At 66.4% G+C, this 16,900-nt stretch carries 16 protein-coding genes; 11 read left to right on the top strand and 5 right to left on the bottom strand.

The features are described from left to right. Positions 1-7: 7 nt before the first annotated feature. A complete protein-coding gene (locus tag IAG39_RS23660) occupies positions 8-829 on the top strand; it encodes an ABC transporter permease (RefSeq protein WP_059374719.1) in 822 nt (273 codons plus the stop codon). After that, complete coding sequence (locus IAG39_RS23655) at positions 826-2,601, top strand: ABC transporter ATP-binding protein (RefSeq protein ID WP_118931826.1); 1,776 nt, start codon at positions 826-828, stop codon at positions 2,599-2,601. Before IAG39_RS23660 ends, IAG39_RS23655 begins: the two co-directional genes overlap by 4 nt. A 10-nt stretch (positions 2,602-2,611) precedes the next feature. Here IAG39_RS23655 and IAG39_RS23650 read toward each other — a convergent pair whose 3' ends face one another. The 4 genes from IAG39_RS23650 to IAG39_RS23635 form a co-directional block, all read right to left on the bottom strand. Continuing rightward, positions 2,612-2,956, bottom strand: a complete 345-nt coding sequence (locus IAG39_RS23650) for an antibiotic biosynthesis monooxygenase family protein (RefSeq protein ID WP_059374714.1) — start codon at positions 2,954-2,956, stop codon at positions 2,612-2,614. Further along, entirely contained in the window at positions 2,953-4,056 is a 1,104-nt protein-coding gene (locus tag IAG39_RS23645; RefSeq protein ID WP_118931825.1) for a cytochrome, read from the bottom strand. The genes IAG39_RS23650 and IAG39_RS23645 overlap by 4 nt, the downstream gene beginning before the upstream one ends. A 72-nt stretch (positions 4,057-4,128) precedes the next feature. After that, the gene (locus IAG39_RS23640) at positions 4,129-4,989 is read right to left on the bottom strand and encodes an NAD-dependent epimerase/dehydratase family protein (RefSeq protein WP_118931824.1); all 861 of its coding nucleotides are present in this window, start codon (positions 4,987-4,989) and stop codon (positions 4,129-4,131) included. Between the two features lie 75 nt (positions 4,990-5,064). Then, positions 5,065-6,711, bottom strand: coding sequence for an electron transfer flavoprotein-ubiquinone oxidoreductase (locus IAG39_RS23635; RefSeq protein ID WP_165867786.1), 1,647 nt, complete (start codon positions 6,709-6,711; stop codon positions 5,065-5,067). Positions 6,712-6,823: 112 nt separating this feature from the next. Between IAG39_RS23635 and IAG39_RS23630 the strand changes: the two genes are divergently transcribed. The 3 genes from IAG39_RS23630 (at position 6,824) to IAG39_RS23620 (ending at position 8,821) form a co-directional block, all read left to right on the top strand. Next, on the top strand, positions 6,824-7,273 hold the full coding sequence (locus IAG39_RS23630) for an acyl-CoA thioesterase (protein ID WP_059374708.1): 450 nt from the start codon (positions 6,824-6,826) through the stop codon (positions 7,271-7,273). Between the two features lie 184 nt (positions 7,274-7,457). Continuing rightward, positions 7,458-8,156, top strand: coding sequence for a CoA transferase subunit A (locus IAG39_RS23625; protein ID WP_025137174.1), 699 nt, complete (start codon positions 7,458-7,460; stop codon positions 8,154-8,156). Positions 8,157-8,167: 11 nt separating this feature from the next. Then, complete coding sequence (locus IAG39_RS23620; RefSeq protein ID WP_054450695.1) at positions 8,168-8,821, top strand: CoA transferase subunit B; 654 nt, start codon at positions 8,168-8,170, stop codon at positions 8,819-8,821. A gap of 44 nt (positions 8,822-8,865) precedes the next feature. Here IAG39_RS23620 and IAG39_RS23615 read toward each other — a convergent pair whose 3' ends face one another. Then, positions 8,866-9,324 carry a GNAT family N-acetyltransferase gene (locus IAG39_RS23615; protein WP_059374706.1) on the bottom strand — a complete coding sequence of 153 codons (459 nt, stop codon included), beginning with the start codon at positions 9,322-9,324 and terminating at the stop codon, positions 8,866-8,868. Positions 9,325-9,514: 190 nt separating this feature from the next. On the opposite strand from IAG39_RS23615, the gene IAG39_RS23610 reads away from it, so the two are divergent. The 6 genes from IAG39_RS23610 to gsiD all read left to right on the top strand — a co-directional run bounded on the left by IAG39_RS23610 (position 9,515) and on the right by gsiD (position 16,830). Continuing rightward, complete coding sequence (locus tag IAG39_RS23610; RefSeq protein ID WP_059374704.1) at positions 9,515-10,390, top strand: MurR/RpiR family transcriptional regulator; 876 nt, start codon at positions 9,515-9,517, stop codon at positions 10,388-10,390. After that, positions 10,387-11,367: an isoaspartyl peptidase/L-asparaginase family protein gene (locus tag IAG39_RS23605; RefSeq protein ID WP_059374702.1), complete on the top strand. Its 981-nt coding sequence runs from the start codon at positions 10,387-10,389 to the stop codon at positions 11,365-11,367. Before IAG39_RS23610 ends, IAG39_RS23605 begins: the two co-directional genes overlap by 4 nt. 44 nt (positions 11,368-11,411) lie before the next feature. Beyond that, on the top strand, positions 11,412-13,292 hold the full coding sequence (locus tag IAG39_RS23600; protein ID WP_054450703.1) for a dipeptide ABC transporter ATP-binding protein: 1,881 nt from the start codon (positions 11,412-11,414) through the stop codon (positions 13,290-13,292). Positions 13,293-13,359: 67 nt separating this feature from the next. Beyond that, positions 13,360-14,913: a glutathione ABC transporter substrate-binding protein GsiB gene (gene gsiB, locus IAG39_RS23595; protein WP_059374697.1), complete on the top strand. Its 1,554-nt coding sequence runs from the start codon at positions 13,360-13,362 to the stop codon at positions 14,911-14,913. 89 nt (positions 14,914-15,002) lie between these two features. After that, on the top strand, positions 15,003-15,923 hold the full coding sequence (gene gsiC / locus IAG39_RS23590; protein ID WP_013392281.1) for a glutathione ABC transporter permease GsiC: 921 nt from the start codon (positions 15,003-15,005) through the stop codon (positions 15,921-15,923). 7 nt (positions 15,924-15,930) lie between these two features. After that, positions 15,931-16,830: a glutathione ABC transporter permease GsiD gene (gene gsiD / locus IAG39_RS23585; RefSeq protein WP_059374694.1), complete on the top strand. Its 900-nt coding sequence runs from the start codon at positions 15,931-15,933 to the stop codon at positions 16,828-16,830. The last annotated feature ends 70 nt before the right edge of the window (positions 16,831-16,900 follow it).

Below are 16,900 nucleotides of genomic sequence, written 5' to 3'. Positions count from 1 at the left end.
GATCATCATGGGCTTTAAACATACCAATGCCGTCCTGGGCGGCGCGCTGGTCGGGGGCGTCGTGCTGCTGGCCCTGGTCGGGCTGGTGTACACGCCGCACGATCCGCTGGAAGGCGATCTGCTGGCGCGCTTTGCGCCGCCGTCGGCGGAGTACTGGCTGGGCACCGACGAGTTCGGCCGCGACGTGCTGTCGCGGCTGATGGCGGGCGCCGGGGTCAGCGTGGCGGTCAGCGTGTTTTCCGTGCTGCTGGCGCTGCTCCTGGGCACGACGATAGGCGTCACGGCCGGCTATGCGGGCGGCTGGGTCGATCGCGGCATCACCGTGCTGGTGGAGTCGCTGATGGCGTTTCCCGGCCTCTTGCTCGCGCTGGGCATCATGACTGTGCTGGGACCGTCCAAATGGGGCGTGGTGCTGGCGCTGGGCTTGGCGTATTCGCCGTCGGTGTCGCGCATTGCGCGCGGCGCGGCGCTGTCCCTGCGCCAGCGCGATTTCGTCATCGCCTCGCGCGCCACCGGGCATGGCGGCCTGTGGACCGTGTTCCGCCACGTGCTGCCCAACTGCCTGCCGCCGCTGCTCATCTTCGCGACCTCGATCTTCGGTTCCGCCCTGCTGGCGGAAAGCGCGCTGAGCTTTCTCGGCCTGGGCGTGCCGCCGCCGCTGGCCACCTGGGGCGGCATGCTGTCCGAGAGCCGCAACGCCATGGACCAGGCCATCTGGCTGGCGGTATTTCCGGGCGCCATGATTTCGTTGAGCCTGCTGGGCATCAATCTGCTGGGCGACGCGGTGCGCGACCTGCTGGATCCGCGCATGCGGGGGGTGATGGCATGAGCGCTGCAGAACCCCTGCTGTCGGTGCGCGACCTGGAGATCCGCTTTCCCGGCAAGCGCGACGCCGCGCCTGTGGTGAACCGGGTGTCGTTCGATCTGCACGCCGGCGAATCGCTGTCCATCGTCGGTGAATCCGGCAGCGGCAAGACGCTGATCGGCAAGACCCTGTTGGGCCTGTTGCCCGACTCGGCGCGCATCACGGGCGGACAGGCGCTGTTCGAAGGCCAGGACTTGCTGCGGCAGGCGCCGCGCGATTGGCTGGCGATGCGCGGCACCGGCATCGGCATGGTGTTCCAGGAGCCGATGGTGTCGCTCAACCCGGCATTCCGCGTGGGCGAACAACTGATCGAGGCGCTGGTGCTGCGCCGTGGCATGGCGCGCCGCGAGGCCTGGGACGAGGCGGTCCGGATGCTGGAACGGGTGCGCGTACGCGACGCGCGGGATTGCATGAAGCGCTACCCGCATGAATTCTCCGGCGGGATGCGCCAACGCATTCTGCTGGCCGGCGTGATGCTGCTCAAGCCGCGCCTCCTGATCGCGGACGAACCCACCACCGCGCTGGACTGCGTGGTGCAGAAGGAAGTGTTGGACCTGATGTGCGAACTGACGCGCGAGCAGGGCACTGCGCTGATCTTCATCAGCCACAACCTGGCCCTGGTGGCGGCATACACGCAGCGCGTGCTGGTGATGTGCCGCGGTCTTGCGGTCGAGACCGGGCCAGTGGCCGAGGTCCTGTCGCGGCCGGCGGATCCATACACGCTCAGCCTGCTGGACGCGCTGCCCAAGCGCGGTCCGGCCCGTCCCGCCGTCGAAGGGCCGCCCATTCTGCAGGTGGACGGATTGGCCATCGACTACTCGGTCCGCGAGGGCTGGTTCCGCAAACGCGCGGTGCGCGCCGTGCACCGCGCGACGTTCGCGGTGGCGCCGGGGGAAACGTTGGCCATCGTCGGCGAGTCGGGCAGCGGCAAGACCACGGTCATGATGTCCATCCTGGGGCTGGTGCCGCAGGCGCAGGGGCGGATTGAACTGGATGGCCAGGCCTTGCCCGCGGGCGGTTCGGGCCAGTCTTGGCAGGCGGCGCGCCGGCGGGTGCAGATGGTGTTCCAGGATCCCTATTCATCGCTGGACCCGCGCATGACCATCGGCGACCTGGTGGGGGAAGGCCTGCGGCTGGAAGTTGGCATGACGGCGGAAATCCGCCGCAAGCGCGTGGCCGAGGCGCTGCGGGACGTGGGCCTGGGCGAGGGCTACGCGGAGCGCTATGCGCACGAGCTCTCCGGCGGCCAGCGCCAGCGCGTGGCCATCGCGCGGGCGCTGGTGCTGCGGCCCGAGGTCATCATCGCGGACGAGCCGGTGTCGGCGCTGGACGTCACCGTGCAGAAGCAGGTGCTGGAGACCCTGATGTCGCTGCAGCGCTCGCATGGCTTTGCCTGCCTGCTGATTTCGCATGACCTGGGCGTGGTCGAGCAGATCGCCGACCGCGTGGTGGTGATGCTGCGCGGCCATATCGTCGAAGAAGGCACGCGCGATGAAGTGTTCGACCGGCCCACGCATCCCTACACGCGCCGCCTGTTGCAGGCAGTGCCGGAACTGCGTGGCAACCGGACCGAGGGCTTTCGCGTGGAAGTGCGCGACCTGCCGGCGGGCCCGGGGCGCGACGAGGCCGATTACTTCGATCCCTCATCCGCGTCGGGCCTGCCCGCGATGACGGCGGTGTTCGAATCCGGCGCCACCCATCGGGTGGCGCTGGCGGCAGCCGCGGCCGGGGCCTGAGGCACAGGCCTCAGCCGTGCCGCTCGCGGCTGTCGGCGGGTGCCGCGTCGCGCTGGTTCATGCCATAGTCGCGCAGCACCTGCGCGACGCGCAGGCGGTAATTGGCGAAGACGCCGCCGCGCCCGGCTTCCTGGGCCCGGCGGTGCGACTCCAGCGTGCGCCAGCGCTGGACCGCCGCTTCATCGCGCCAGAACGAGAGCGACAGCAGCTTGCCCGGCTCGGACAGGCTCTGGAATCGTTCGACCGAGATGAAGCCGTCCACGGCCTTCAGTTCGTCGATGAGGCCGGCGGCGATGTGCAGATAGGGATTGGGGTCGCCGTGGGCGGGTTCGACTTCGAATATCACTGCGATCATGGCGCTTGCTCCTCGGAAAAATCAAACTGCGGCACGCGCGCGTTGGGCAGCGGCCGGTAACGGAAACGGGCCGCCAGCGCGGCGGCATCCAGGCCTGCGCGCAGCAGGCGCGTGAGCGCGCCCGCCGCATGCTGGCGGGCCGGCAGGCGGCCGGGGCAGGCGTGCCCGAACGCGCCGAAAGTCCAGTGCGCCTCGGGTTGCACCGTGGCGGCCGCGGCCAGCACCAGCAGCACGGTCTGGCCGGCTTCGATGTATAGACCGCCGACGTCGATGCCGGCGGCGAGAAAGCGCCGCGTGTTGTGCAGCGGCGGGTCGCTGCGTTCCACGTCATCCATCAGCGCCAGCGCCGCATCGTCCGTGAGGTCCGCGCGCAGGCCGCGCCGTCCGGCCAGGATGATGGCGTTGCCCAGCAGGCCTGCGCCGGCCTCGCAGGATTGGAACAGCAGGCCGGCCAGATTGGCGGCCAGCAGCGCCGGCGCTATTCCCGCCCGCGCGCCGTCGTCGCGCAGCCGGCGCAAGGCGGGCGCGGCGTCTCGGGCCTGCAGATGCGACTCCAGGCGTGCCTGCAGACGCTGCGCGGCGGCGTGCCCCGCTTCGATGCGATCCGCCGCTGCGGCGGCGGGCAGCGCGGACAGGAACGCCGCGATATCGGCGGCGCAATCCGCGTACAGGCCTGGCGGCAGGCCCAGGAACGCGGCTTGCGCATGCACCGGCGCGGCGCTCAGGTAACGGTCGACGGCCGCGGCGTCCAGCGGGCCCGGATCCGGCCACATGGGCATACAGGCCTGCGCCGTCTGTTCGCGGAGGTAGGCGCTCAGCAGGGTCTTCACCTGCGTGTGCGTTGCGCTGTCGTTCATGCGCACGAAGCGGCCAAAGAGTTCGCCCGCCGGGCCTGGGCACAGTGCCTTGGGCACGGGCTCCGCCGCCGGACGCACGCGCGCGGCCGGATGTTGCATGATGGCCGCTATCGTGTCCGGATGGCTGGCCACCCACAGGTCCAGCGCCGCCTCGCGATACAGCGGCCGCTCGCGCGCCAGCGCGGCGTAGTACGGGTAGGGGTCGGGGTGAGTGACCGCCTGCAGGGGATGGGCAGGATGCATGGCGATGGCCGGTAATGGATACGGCCGCCAGTATCCGCCAGCCTCGACGGTCACGATTCGATGCGCGGCGAACTATGCCTGCGGCGCGGCCGGGTTGCCTGCCGCTGCCAGCAGCGCGGCATAGCCGAGCCGCGAGTCCGGCCATTGCAGGGCGAAGCCGCTGGCGCGCAGGCGGGCGTTGCTCAGCTTCTTGCTGCCGACGTTGGCCGGCGCCGCCGCCTCGCGCGGCGCAGGGGCGCCGATCAGCCTGGCGAGGTCGGCGTAGAGCTCGTGCAAGGGCAGCGGCGTATCGTCGCAGCCTATGTAGACGGGCGCGGCGTGGGGCAGCAGCGCCAGGTGGACCACGGCCGCAGCCGCGTCGTCGATGTGGATGCGGTTGGCCCAGTGTTGGGGAGAGGCCGGCGCGCCTGCCGCGCCTTGGCGCAGGCGTTCGATCAGTTGCAGGCGTCCGGGCCCATACAGCCCTGCCAGCCGCAAGGCGGTCGAGGGCAGGCCGCGGGCCGCCAACGCGGCTTCGGCTTCGAGCAGGATGCGGCCATTGCTGCCCAGCGGCGCGGGCGGCGTGTCTTCGTCGACCCAGCCGCCCTCGTGTTCGCCGTAGACCGCGCTGGATGAGACGAACACGATGCGCTTGAGCTGCGTGGCGTCCAGCGCGTCCAGCACGTGTTGCAGGCCATCGACGAATACCGCGCGATAGGCGGCGGCTTCGCGCGCGCCGGGCGCGGGCAGGTGGATGAGCCGGGTGACGCCATCGGGCAGGGCGGGCAGTCCGTCGGCGCGGGAAATGTCGCCCCGCAGCCAGCGGATGCCGTCCGCCGTTCCGGCCGGCGGATTGCGGCGCAGCGCGTAGACTTCGTCGCCGCGCGCGAGGAAGCGCCGGGCCGCGCGCTGACCCAGGTCGCCGCAGCCGATGAGGAGTACGCGTTCAGTCATGGATAGTCCTGCCTGTCGAAAAAAAAGGCGCCCCGCGGGGCGCCTGTGGTTGCCGGGCGCGGGCGTCCGGTAGCTTTACATGCCGCTGTAGACGGGCCCTTCGCCGCCTTGCGGGGCCACCCAGACGATGTTCTGGGTCGGGTCCTTGATGTCGCAGGTCTTGCAGTGCACGCAGTTCTGCGCGTTGATCTGCAGGCGGTCCTCGCCGTGGTCGTCCTTGACGAATTCGTACACGCCCGCCGGGCAGTAGCGCGATTCCGGGCCGCCGTACTTGGCCAGGTTGACCTGCACCGGTATGGAGGGATCCTTGAGCGTCAGGTGGATGGGCTCGTTCTCGTCATGGTTGGTGTTCGAGATGAACACCGAGCTGAGCTTGTCGAAGGTGAGCTTGCCGTCGGGCTTGGGGTAGTCGATGCGCGCGCATTGCGATGCGGGCTGCAGACAGGCATGGTCGGGCTTGTTGTGGCGCAGGGTCCAGGGCATCTTGCCCTTGAGCAGCAGCTGTTCGACGCCGGTCATCACGGTGGCGACGGTGCGGCCCTTCTTGAACCACTGCTTGAAGTTGCGCGCCTTGTTCAGCTCCGCATGCAGCCAGGAAGCCTCGAAGGCCGCGGGGTAGGCGGCCAGCTCGTCCTGGCGGCGGTCGGCGAGCAGCGCGTCGAACGCGGCTTCGGCGGCCAGCTTGCCGGACTTGATGGCGGCGTGGCTGCCCTTGATGCGCGAGGCATTGAGGAAGCCGGCCTCGCAGCCGACCAGCACGCCGCCCGGGAAGGTCAGCTTGGGCAGGGCCAGCAGGCCGCCCGCGGTGATGGCGCGCGCGCCGTAGGCGATGCGCTTGCCGCCTTCGAAGGTGCCGCGGATGGCGGGGTGCGTCTTGTAGCGCTGGAATTCGTCGAACGGCGACAGCCAGGGGTTGGCGTAGTCGAGGCCAACGATCATGCCCACCGCCACCAGATTGTTGTCCAGGTGATAAAGGAAGGAACCGCCGTAGGTGTCGGCGTCCAGCGGCCAGCCGGCGGTGTGGATCACCAGGCCGGGCTTGGATTGGGCCGGATCGACTTCCCACATTTCCTTGATGCCGATGCCGTAGGACTGAGGATTGCGGCCGTCGTCCAGCTTGTAGCGGTCGATCAGCTGGCGGCCCAGCTGGCCGCGCGCGCCTTCGGCGAACACGGTGTAGCGGGCGTGCAGTTCCATGCCGGGCTGGTAGTGGTCGGTGTGCGAGCCGTCGCGGGCCACGCCCATGTCGCCGGTGGCCACGCCGCGGACGGCGCCGTTCTCGTCGTACAGCACTTCCACGGCCGCGAAGCCCGGGAAGATGTCCACGCCCAGCGCCTCGGCCTGCTCGCCCATCCACTTCACCACGTCGCCCAGGCGGACGATGTAGTTGCCTTCGTTGTGGAAACAGGGCGGCAGCAGCCAGTTGGGCGTGGTGCGCGCGCCGGTTTCGGACAGGAACATGAACTTGTCATGCGTGACGGGCACGTTCAGCGGCGCGCCTTTTTCCTTCCAGTCGGGGATGAGCTCGGTCAGCGCCAGCGGGTCCATGACGGCGCCGGACAGGATGTGCGCACCCAGTTCCGCGCCCTTTTCAAGTACGCAGACGCCGATTTCCTGATTCTTCTCAGCGGCCAACTGCTTAAGACGGATAGCAGTGGCCAGGCCGGCGGGTCCACCGCCAACCACGACCACGTCATATTCCATCGACTCGCGTTCAGACATTGCAAAGCTCCCCGTATGTATTCCATATATGGCTGGAAGTATTATCGGCGATTGTATTGCAGGCGGAGGCCATGGTTGCCTTCGTATTTCTTTTAGCCATCAGGAGCAATTGGTGAACGCGGACAAAACCTCAGCGCGGATCCTGGCCGTGGGAGATATCCATCAAGTCGAACTGCCTTTGCGGTGGGGCGACTCGGACGCTCTGAACCATCTGAACAATGCGATGTATTTCCGCCTCATGGAAGAGGCCCGGATACAGATACTCTATGGCGCGGGTTTCGCGCTGCCCGCTGATCAGGGACTCATCCTGGCGCATGCGTCCTGCGATTTCCTGCGGCCGTTGACCTATCCGGCCAATGTGCTCGTGACGCACAAGCTCATGCGCATAGGCCGCTCCAGCGCGGAATTCGAATTGCTGCTGGAGAGGGCGGGCGACGAAGGCGGTCCTTATGCCCGCGCGCGCAACGTGCTAGTCTGGATGGACTATGTGGCCAATGCGTCCGCCCCGTGGCCGCATGAGGTGCTGGTCAAACTGGGCGCCATGTTCAAGCCCGGGGCTTGAATCGGCGCCGGCCAAAATAGCGCGTGCGTTGGCCGGCCATGCCGGTAAAATCAGCGCAAAATCAAAAAAGCAATAAGGGCGCGCCACCCTAGGCGCCAGCCGCACAGGACTCCGTACGGTGTTGCTGGGCCGGCGCCGGCAGCCGCGCCCTCTTCAAGTTCGACCTTAACTAGGAGTTGGAGCGATGGACAAGGTTTTTGCAAGCGCCCAGGAGGCGCTGGCAGGCATCGTCAAGGACGGCCAGATGATTGCCGTGGGCGGTTTCGGCCTTTGCGGCATTCCCGAGGCACTGATCGCCGCGCTGCGCGATTCGGGCGTGAAGGACCTCACTTGCATCAGCAATAACGCGGGCGTCGACGGCTTCGGCCTGGGCCAGCTGCTCAATACGCGCCAGGTCCGCAAGATGATTGCGTCCTACGTGGGCGAAAACAAGGAATTCGAGCGCCAGTATTTGTCGGGCGAACTCGAGCTGGAGTTCACGCCCCAGGGCACGCTGGCCGAGAAGCTGCGCGCCGGCGGCGCCGGCATCCCGGCCTTCTTCACCCGCACCGGCGTGGGCACCATCGTGGCCGACGGCAAGGAAATCCGCGAGTTCGACGGCCAACAATACGTGATGGAGCGTTCGCTGGTGCCGGACGTGTCGCTGGTCAAGGCGCACATCGCCGACCGCAGCGGCAACCTGGTGTTCCGCAAGACCGCCCGCAACTTCAATCCGAACGTCGCCATGGCGGGCAAGTTCACGGTGGTCGAAGTCGAGGAAATCGTTGATACCGGCAGCCTGGATCCCGATCAGATCCATCTGCCCGGCATCTATGTGCATCGGATCGTGCTGAACGCCACGCCCGAAAAGCGCATCGAACAACGCACCACTCGCCCGGCCTAAGGAGAACAGACATGGCATGGTCACGCGATGAAATGGCGGCACGCGCCGCGCGCGAGCTGCAAGACGGCTTTTATGTGAACCTGGGCATCGGCCTGCCGACCCTGGTGGCCAACCACGTGCCCAAGGGCATGGAAGTGTGGCTGCAATCCGAGAACGGCCTGCTGGGCATCGGCCCGTTCCCCACCGACGATGAAGTCGACGCCGACCTCATCAACGCAGGCAAGCAGACGGTCACGACCTTGCCCGGCTCCTCGATCTTCTCGTCGGCGGATTCGTTCGCGATGATCCGCGGCGGCAAGATCAACCTGGCCATTCTTGGCGCCATGCAGGTGTCCGAAAAGGGCGACCTGGCCAACTGGATGATCCCGGGCAAGATGGTCAAGGGCATGGGCGGCGCCATGGACCTGGTGGCGGGCGTTGGCCGCGTCGTGGTCCTGATGGAGCACGTGGCCAAGAAGAAGGACGGCACCGAGGACATCAAGCTGCTGTCCGAATGCAACCTGCCGCTGACGGGCGTGGGCGTGGTCGACCTGATCATCACCGACCTGGGCGTGATGGAAGTCACCGAAAACGGCCTCAAGCTGCTGGAAACGGCGCCGGGCGTGACGGTGGACGAGATCAAGTCCAAGACCCAGGCCAAGCTGGACGTGTCGGCGGTCAAGTAATCCTTGCGCCGCACCCACGAAAAACGCCCCTCCGGGGCGTTTTTTTATGCCGTTTCGTCGAGCCGCATTCCCACATGCGGGATGCCGTCCTCGATGTATTCCTCGGTGACCTGCACAAAGCCGTGGCCGCCGTAGTAGTTGCGCAAGCGGGCCTGGGCGCCCAGATACATGGCGCGGCCGGGCCAGCGCAGGCGTACTTCCTGCATCGCATGGCGGATCAGTTCGTGGCCCAGGCCCTGGCCGCGGGTCCAGGGGGCGGTGATGACGCGTCCGATCTCGATCTGGCCGTCCTTCAGCGACGGATCCAGGATGCGGCAATAGGCCGCGAGCTTGCCGTCCTGCCAGGCCATCAGGTGCGAGGTCTGCCCGATCAGATCCTTGCCGTCCATGTCCTGGAAGATGCAATTCTGTTCAATGACAAAGACTTCCGTGCGCAACTGCAGGATCGCGTAGATCTCGGTCACGGTCAGTTCCTGGTGCGGCTTGCAGATCCAATCGGGCATAGCGTCAATCCGGTGTGGCGGGGTGGGAGGGCATTAGGGCGGGCCTTAGCGTACCTCAAACCGACCCCGTTTTATTTGATGCACTGTTACATGTTTTCACGGGTATACCCTTAGTATGAAAATCTATTTTCTTCTCTAAAATTTGTTTGTAAACAGATTTACATAAACTCCCGCTACACCTCCCTCCTCGATGAACAAGGCTGCACTTACGATTGCTGACCGGATCGCCCGGGCCCAGCCCGCGCTGAGCCGTACTCAGCACAAGATGGCCGAGTACGTGCTGGCGCACCAGTTCCGCGCCGCCACCATGACCATCGATGAGTTCGCCGCGGCAGTGGGGGTATCGGTGGCGACGGCCAACCGGTTTGCGCGCGCCCTGGACCTGCCGGGCTATCCGCAGTTCCGCGCCGAACTCGCGCGCGGCTTCGAGGCGGCGCTGGAGCCGGTGGAAAAGCTGCGCACCGAACTGGCGCATTCCGCCAGCGCCGTGCAGATCTTCGCCGCCACGCTGGAAGAAGACATCCGCAACGCCCAGCGCAACCTGCAGTCGCTGGACGCCGCCGCCTGCGAGCAGGCAGTGGAGGCCATCCTGGCCGCCGACCGCGTTTTCATCATCGGTTTCGGCGCCAGCGGTTTCCTGGCCGGCCTGTTGCAGCGCGGCCTTTGCATGCATCTGCATTCCGTCGAATCACTGGCCGGTCCCGGCGGCGTGTCGCACGCGGCGCGCCAGATGGCGCGGATGACGTCCAAGGACCTGGTGATCGCCATCGGCTTTCCCCGCTATCTGGCCGACACGGTGACGCTGGCCGGAGCCGCCAAGCAGGCCGGCGTGCCCGTGCTGGTGCTGACCGACAAGCCCACCTCGCCGCTGGCGCCCACGGCTTCCGTGCTGCTGTATGCGTATTCCGCGCGCCAGCTGATTCCCAATTCCGAAACCGCTGCCCTGGGGCTGATCGAAGCCCTGTCGGCCGCGGTGGCCTATCGGGCCAAGAATTCCGTCGCGGCCGCCGCTGGGGTAACCCAGTCCGTCATGCCGTGGCTCATCCATGGAGTAGGTAAACGATGATTCAACCCGTGATCGCGATTCACGGTGGCGCCGGCGCGATGTCCCGCGCGGCCATGTCGCCCGAGAAAGAACAGGAGTACCTGAGCGCGCTGGAATCCATCCTGACCGCCGGCCAGGCCGTGCTGGCCCGGGGCGGCAGCGCCCTGGACGCCGTGACCGAAGCCGTCCGTCTGCTGGAAGACTGTCCGCTGTTCAACGCCGGCCATGGCGCCGTGTTCACCAGCGCCGCCACCCACGAGCTGGACGCCGCCATCATGGACGGCGCCACGCTGCGCTCGGGCGCGATCGCCGGCGTGCACCGCGTGCGCAACCCGGTATTCGCCGCGCGCAAGGTCATGGAAAACAGCAAGCACGTGTTCTTCGTGGGCGAGGGCGCCGAAGCCTTCGCCAAGGAAGAAGGCGTGGAACTGGTCGATCCTTCCTACTTCTCCACCGAAGCCCGCCGCGAACAGCTGCTGCGCGTGCAACGCGAAACGCCGGAAGCGGCGGTGCTGGACCACGACGGCCAGGCGCTGGTCGCGCGCGGCCAGCCGGCGCCGGCCGATCCGCTGGACTCGGACAAGAAGTTCGGCACGGTGGGCGCGGTGGCGGTGGACGCCCAGGGCAACCTGGCCGCGGCCACTTCGACCGGCGGCATCACCAACAAGCAGGTCGGCCGCGTGGGCGACGCGCCGCTGATCGGCGCCGGCACCTATGCCAGCAACAAGACCTGCGCGGTGTCCACCACGGGTACGGGCGAAATGTTCATCCGCATGGTCGCCGCCTATGACGTGGCGGCCCAGATGGAATATTGCGGCGCGTCGCTGGAAGCGGCCGCCGACCGCGTCGTGCATGAAAAGCTGCCCACCATCGAGGGCAAGGGCGGCCTGGTGGCTGTCGACGCCCAGGGCAATGTGGCCTTGCCGTTCAACACGGAAGGCATGTATCGGGGTTACGCCCGCGTCGGCGAGAAGCCGGTCACCGCTATCTACCGATAAGCGGCGGCGGGTTCGTTTTTTCAGTATTTGGGGAATCAAAAGAGATGGTTGATCGCGCAAACAGCCTGGCGCTGCCGGAAAACCGCGTGGTCCAGGTCGACGACCTGACAGTGCGCTTCGTGGGATCGGAGCGCACGGTCGAAGCCGTGCGCAATCTGTCGTTCCATGTGGACCGGGGCGAGACCCTGGCCATCGTGGGCGAATCGGGTTCGGGCAAATCGGTGACGTCCCTGGCGCTCATGCGTCTGGTGGAGCACGGCGGCGGGCGCATCGCCCAGGGCAGCATGGCCCTGCGGCGGCGCAACGGTTCCGTGATCGACCTGGTCGGATCCAGCCAACGCGAAATGCGCAGTGTGCGCGGCGCGGATATGGCCATGATCTTCCAGGAGCCGATGACCTCCCTGAACCCGGTCTTCACCGCCGGCGACCAGATCGCCGAATCGATCCGCCAGCACCAGGGCAAGGACGCCGCGGCCGCGCGCGCCGAGGCGCTGCGCATGCTGGAACAGGTCCGCATTCCGGAAGCCAAGTCGGTGCTGGACCGCTACCCGCACCAACTGTCGGGCGGCATGCGCCAGCGCGTGATGATCGCGATGGCGCTGGCCTGCAAGCCGGCGCTGCTGATCGCCGACGAACCCACCACCGCGCTGGACGTCACCATCCAGGCGCAGATCCTGCAGCTCATCCGTCAGTTGCAGGAAGAAATGCACATGGGCGTGGTGTTCATCACCCACGACATGGGCGTGGTCGCCGAAGTGGCCGACCGCGTGCTGGTCATGTACCGCGGCGACAAGGTCGAGGAAGGCCCGTCCGAGCAGGTATTCGCCTCGCCGCAGCACCGCTACACCAAGGCGCTGCTGTCGGCCGTGCCGAAGCTGGGCGCCATGCAGGGCACGGACCTGCCCGCGCGCTTCCCGCTGCTGCAGGCCGAAGGCCAGGCCCAGCCCGAGGCCGCTCCGGTCAGCGCGCCCGCCGCACCGGATGCCAAGCGCGAGCCCATCCTGAGCGTGCGCAAGCTGGTCACCCGCTTCGATCTGCGCGGCGGCATCATGAGCCGCGTGCAGCGCCGCGTGCATGCCGTGGAGCAGGTCAGCTTCGACCTGTTCCCCGGCGAGACGCTGTCGCTGGTGGGCGAATCCGGTTGCGGCAAGTCCACCACCGGCCGTTCGCTGCTGCGCCTGGTCGACAGCCAGGGCGGTGAAATCCGCTTCGGCGGCCGCGACATCGTGCGCCTGAAGAACACCGAACTGCAGTCCCTGCGCCGCGACATCCAGTTCGTGTTCCAGGACCCGTTCGCCTCGCTCGATCCGCGCGTGACGGTCGGCTTCTCCATCATGGAGCCGCTGCTGGTGCACGGCGTGGCCCGTGGCCGCGATGCCGAGCGCCGCGTGGCCGAGCTGCTGGAGCGCGTGGGCCTTCCCGCCGAAATGGCGCAGCGCTATCCGCACGAATTCTCGGGCGGCCAGCGCCAGCGCATCTGCATTGCGCGCGCCCTGGCCCTGAACCCCAAGGTCGTGATCGCGGACGAATCCGTGTCGGCGCTGGACGTGTCGATCCAGGCGCAGATCGTGAACCTGCTGATCGACCTGCAGCGCGACATGGGCATTTCCTTCCTGTTCATTTCGCATGACATGGCCGTGGTCGAGCGCGTCAGCCACCGCGTCGCCGTCATGTACCTGGGCCAGATCGTGGAGATCGGTCCGCGCCGAGCCATTTTCGAGAATCCGCAGCACCCTTACACCAAGAAGCTGATGTCCGCCGTGCCGATCGCCGATCCGGCCCGCCGCCACATGAAGCGCACGCTGTTGTCCGACGAAATCCCCAGCCCTATCCGCAAGCTCGGCGACGAGCCGGTGGTGCAGCCGCTGGTGCAGGTCGGAACGGATCACTTCGTCGCCCGGCATCCGGTCGGCGGAGCGTATTGAGTCAGTCGTCGTAATTGTTTTTCTTCCACCAAACCCCCTAATTCCTTTTTTGGAACCAGGAGTTGCAATGATGAAAGTTCTGCGCCCCACCAAACTGATGGCCGCCGCTGCGCTGGCCTTCGGCGTGATCGCGTCGCCGCTGGCGCATGCCGCCAAGGACGTGACGTTCGCCGTCTCCATCGCGCTGGAAACGCTCGATCCGTACAACACCAACAGCACGCTGAACCAGGCGGCCGGCAAGGCCTACTACGAAGGCCTGTTCGAATTCGACAAGGACCTGAAGATCCAGAAGGTTCTGGCCACCGACTACACCGTCAGCGAAGACGGCCTGGTCTACACCTTCAAGCTGCGTCCCGGCGTGAAGTTCCATGACGGCACCGATTTCAACGCCGAAGCCGTCAAGATCAACTTCGACCGTCCGGCCAATCCGGACAACCGCCTGTCGCGCTACATCCAGTTCAGCGTCATCGACAAGACCGAAGTGGTCGATCCGATGACCGTCAAGATCACGCTGAAGAAGCCGTTCTCGGCCTTCATCAACGCGCTGGCCCACCCGGCCGCCATGATGATCTCGCCCGCCGCGCTGGCCAAGTACGGCAAGGAAATCGGCTTCCACCCCGTGGGCACCGGTCCCTTCGAATTCGTCGAATGGAAGCCGGCCGAATACCTGAAGGTCAAGAAGTTCGACGGCTACTGGAAGAAGGGCTACCCCAAGGTCGACACCCTGACCTTCCGTACCGTGACGGACAACAACACCCGCGCCGCCGTGGTGCAGACGGGTGAAGCGCAGTTCGCCTTCCCGGTGCCGTTCGAGCAAGCCGCCGTGCTGAAGAAGAACGACAAGCTGGACGTGGTCGATCACCAGAACTCGATCATGGCGCGCTACCTGTCGATGAACACGCAGCAAAAGCCGTTCGACAACGTCAAGGTGCGTGAAGCCATCAACTACGCCATCAACAAGGAAGCCCTGGCCAAGGTCGCTTTCTCGGGCTATGCCACCATCGTCGACGGCGTCGTGCCGCAAGGCGTGGACTACGCGTACAAGACCGGCCCGTGGCCTTACGACATCAAGAAGGCCAAGGCCCTGCTGGCCGAAGCCGGCTACCCCAACGGCTTCGAAAGCCAGCTGTGGTCCGCCTATAACGACGGCACGTCGGTGAAGGTGGTGCAGTTCCTGCAGCAGCAACTGGCGCAAGTCGGCATCAAGGTGTCGGTCGAAGTGCTGGAATCGGGCCAGCGCGTGCAGCGCGTCCAACAGGTGCAGAAGCCTGAAGACGCCAAGGTCCGCATGTACTACGCCGGCTGGTCGTCCTCGACCGGCGAAGCCGACTGGGGCCTGCGTCCGCTGCTGACCACCGCCGCGTTCCCGCCGGTGCTCAACAACGTGTCGTACTACTCGAACAAGTCGGTGGACGACGGCATCCAGCAAGCCCTGGCCACGACCGACCGCGCCAAGAAGACCGAGATCTACAAGAACGTTCAGGAAACCATCTGGAAGGACGCCCCGTGGGCCTTCCTGGTGACCCAGAACAACCTGTACGTGAAGTCGAAGAACCTGTCGGGCGTGTACGTTGAGCCGGACACCTCGTTCTGGTTCGGCGACATCGATCTGAAGCAGTAAATCTGGCAGTCACTCTCGGGGCCTAGTCGCCCCTGTAAGGCCACATACGGCGGGGGCGCGGTGTCCCCGCCGATGTTGCAGGAATTTCAATGCTGACCTACATCGTCAAACGTCTTTTGGGCATGATCCCCACGCTGCTGCTGGTGGCCGTGGTCGTGTTCCTGTTTGTGCACATGCTTCCGGGCGACCCGGCGCGACTGGCCGCGGGCCAGGAGGCCGACCAGCAAACCGTCGAGCTCGTGCGCAAGGAACTGGGACTGGATCTGCCCCTGCCGCAGCAGTTCGTGCGCTACTTCAGCCACATGCTGCAAGGCGACCTGGGTACCTCCTTGCGTACCAAGCGCCCCGTCTCGACCGAAATCGCCGACCGTTTCATGCCTACCTTGTGGCTCACGCTCGCCAGCATGGTGTGGTCAGTGACCTTCGGCATGATCATCGGGATCGTGTCGGCGGTATGGCGCAATCGCTGGCCCGACCGTCTCGGCATGACGCTGGCGGTGTCCGGCATCTCGTTCCCCGCGTTCGCGCTGGGCATGATGCTGATGCAGGTCTTCTCCGTGAACCTGGGCTGGCTGCCTACCGTGGGCGCCTCGACCTGGCAACACTACATACTTCCGTCCATCACGCTGGGCGCCGCCGTGGCGGCCGTGATGGCGCGCTTTACCCGGGCTTCCTTCGTGGAAGTCATCCAGGAAGACTTCGTGCGGACCGCCCGCGCCAAGGGCCTGACCGAGCGCCGCGTCGTCATCAAGCATGCGCTGCGCAATGCGCTGATTCCCGTCGTCACGATGATGGGCCTGCAGTTCGGCTTCCTGCTGGGCGGCTCCATCGTGGTCGAGACCGTGTTCAACTGGCCTGGCCTCGGCCGCCTGCTGGTGGACGCCGTGACCCAGCGCGACTATCCGGTGATCCAGGGCCTGGTGCTGCTGTTCTCGCTGGAATTCATCCTGATCAACCTGATTGTCGACGTGCTCTATGGCGTCATCAATCCCAGCATCCGTTACAAGTGAGGCGGCCATGAGCAATACGACACCCGCCACGACCATCGCCGCCGTTCCCAAGAACGACGTGCGCACGCCGGCCACCGAGTTCTGGCGCAAATTCAAGAAGCAGAAGCTCGCCGTCGGCGCGGGCCTCTTCGTCCTGCTGCTCGTCGTCGTCGCGGTTTTCGCGCCGTGGATCGTGCCGTTCGATCCGGAGAACTTCTTCGACTACGACGCCCTGAACGCCGGGCCTTCCGCGACCCACTGGCTGGGCGTGGACTCGCTGGGCCGGGACATCTTCAGCCGCATCATCATGGGCGCGCGCATCTCCTTGGCCGCGGGCTTCCTGTCGGTCGCCATGGGCGCCATCGTCGGCACCTTCATGGGCCTGATGGCGGGCTACTACGAAGGCTGGTGGGAACGCATCACGATGCGTATCTCCGACGTGCTGCTGGCGTTCCCCGGCATGCTGCTGGCCATCGGCGTGGTTGCCATCCTGGGTTCCAGCATGGTCAACGTGATCGTGGCCGTGGCCGTGTTCAGCGTGCCGGCGTTTGCCCGCCTGGTGCGCGGCAACACGCTGTCGATCAAGCAGATGACCTATGTCGAAGCGGTCAAGAGCGTGGGCGCGTCCGACTGGACCATCATCATGCGCCACATCCTGCCCGGCACGATCTCGCCGATCGTGGTGTACGGCACGATGCGTATCGGCACTTCGATCATCACCGCGGCCAGCCTGTCGTTCCTGGGCATGGGCGCTTCGCCTCCCACGCCGGAGTGGGGCGCGATGCTGAACGAAGCGCGCGCCGACATGGTGATCGCGCCGCACGTGGCGATCTTCCCGGCGCTGGCGATCTTCTTCACGGTGCTTGCGTTCAACCTGCTGGGCGACGGCCTGCGCGACGCGCTCGATCCCAAGATCGACCGCAAGTAATCCTGCCGCCGGTCCTCCCTGAAGGGCCGGCGTGGAGGGCGAATCTTTGCGCCGTCGCCCCAGGGCGGCG

Origin of the sequence: Achromobacter xylosoxidans, assembly GCF_014490035.1 — a bacterium.
Taxonomy (GTDB): domain Bacteria; phylum Pseudomonadota; class Gammaproteobacteria; order Burkholderiales; family Burkholderiaceae_B; genus Achromobacter; species Achromobacter bronchisepticus_A.
Note: the sequence above shows the minus strand (reverse complement) of the source record. Positions and strands in the feature narration are given on the sequence as shown.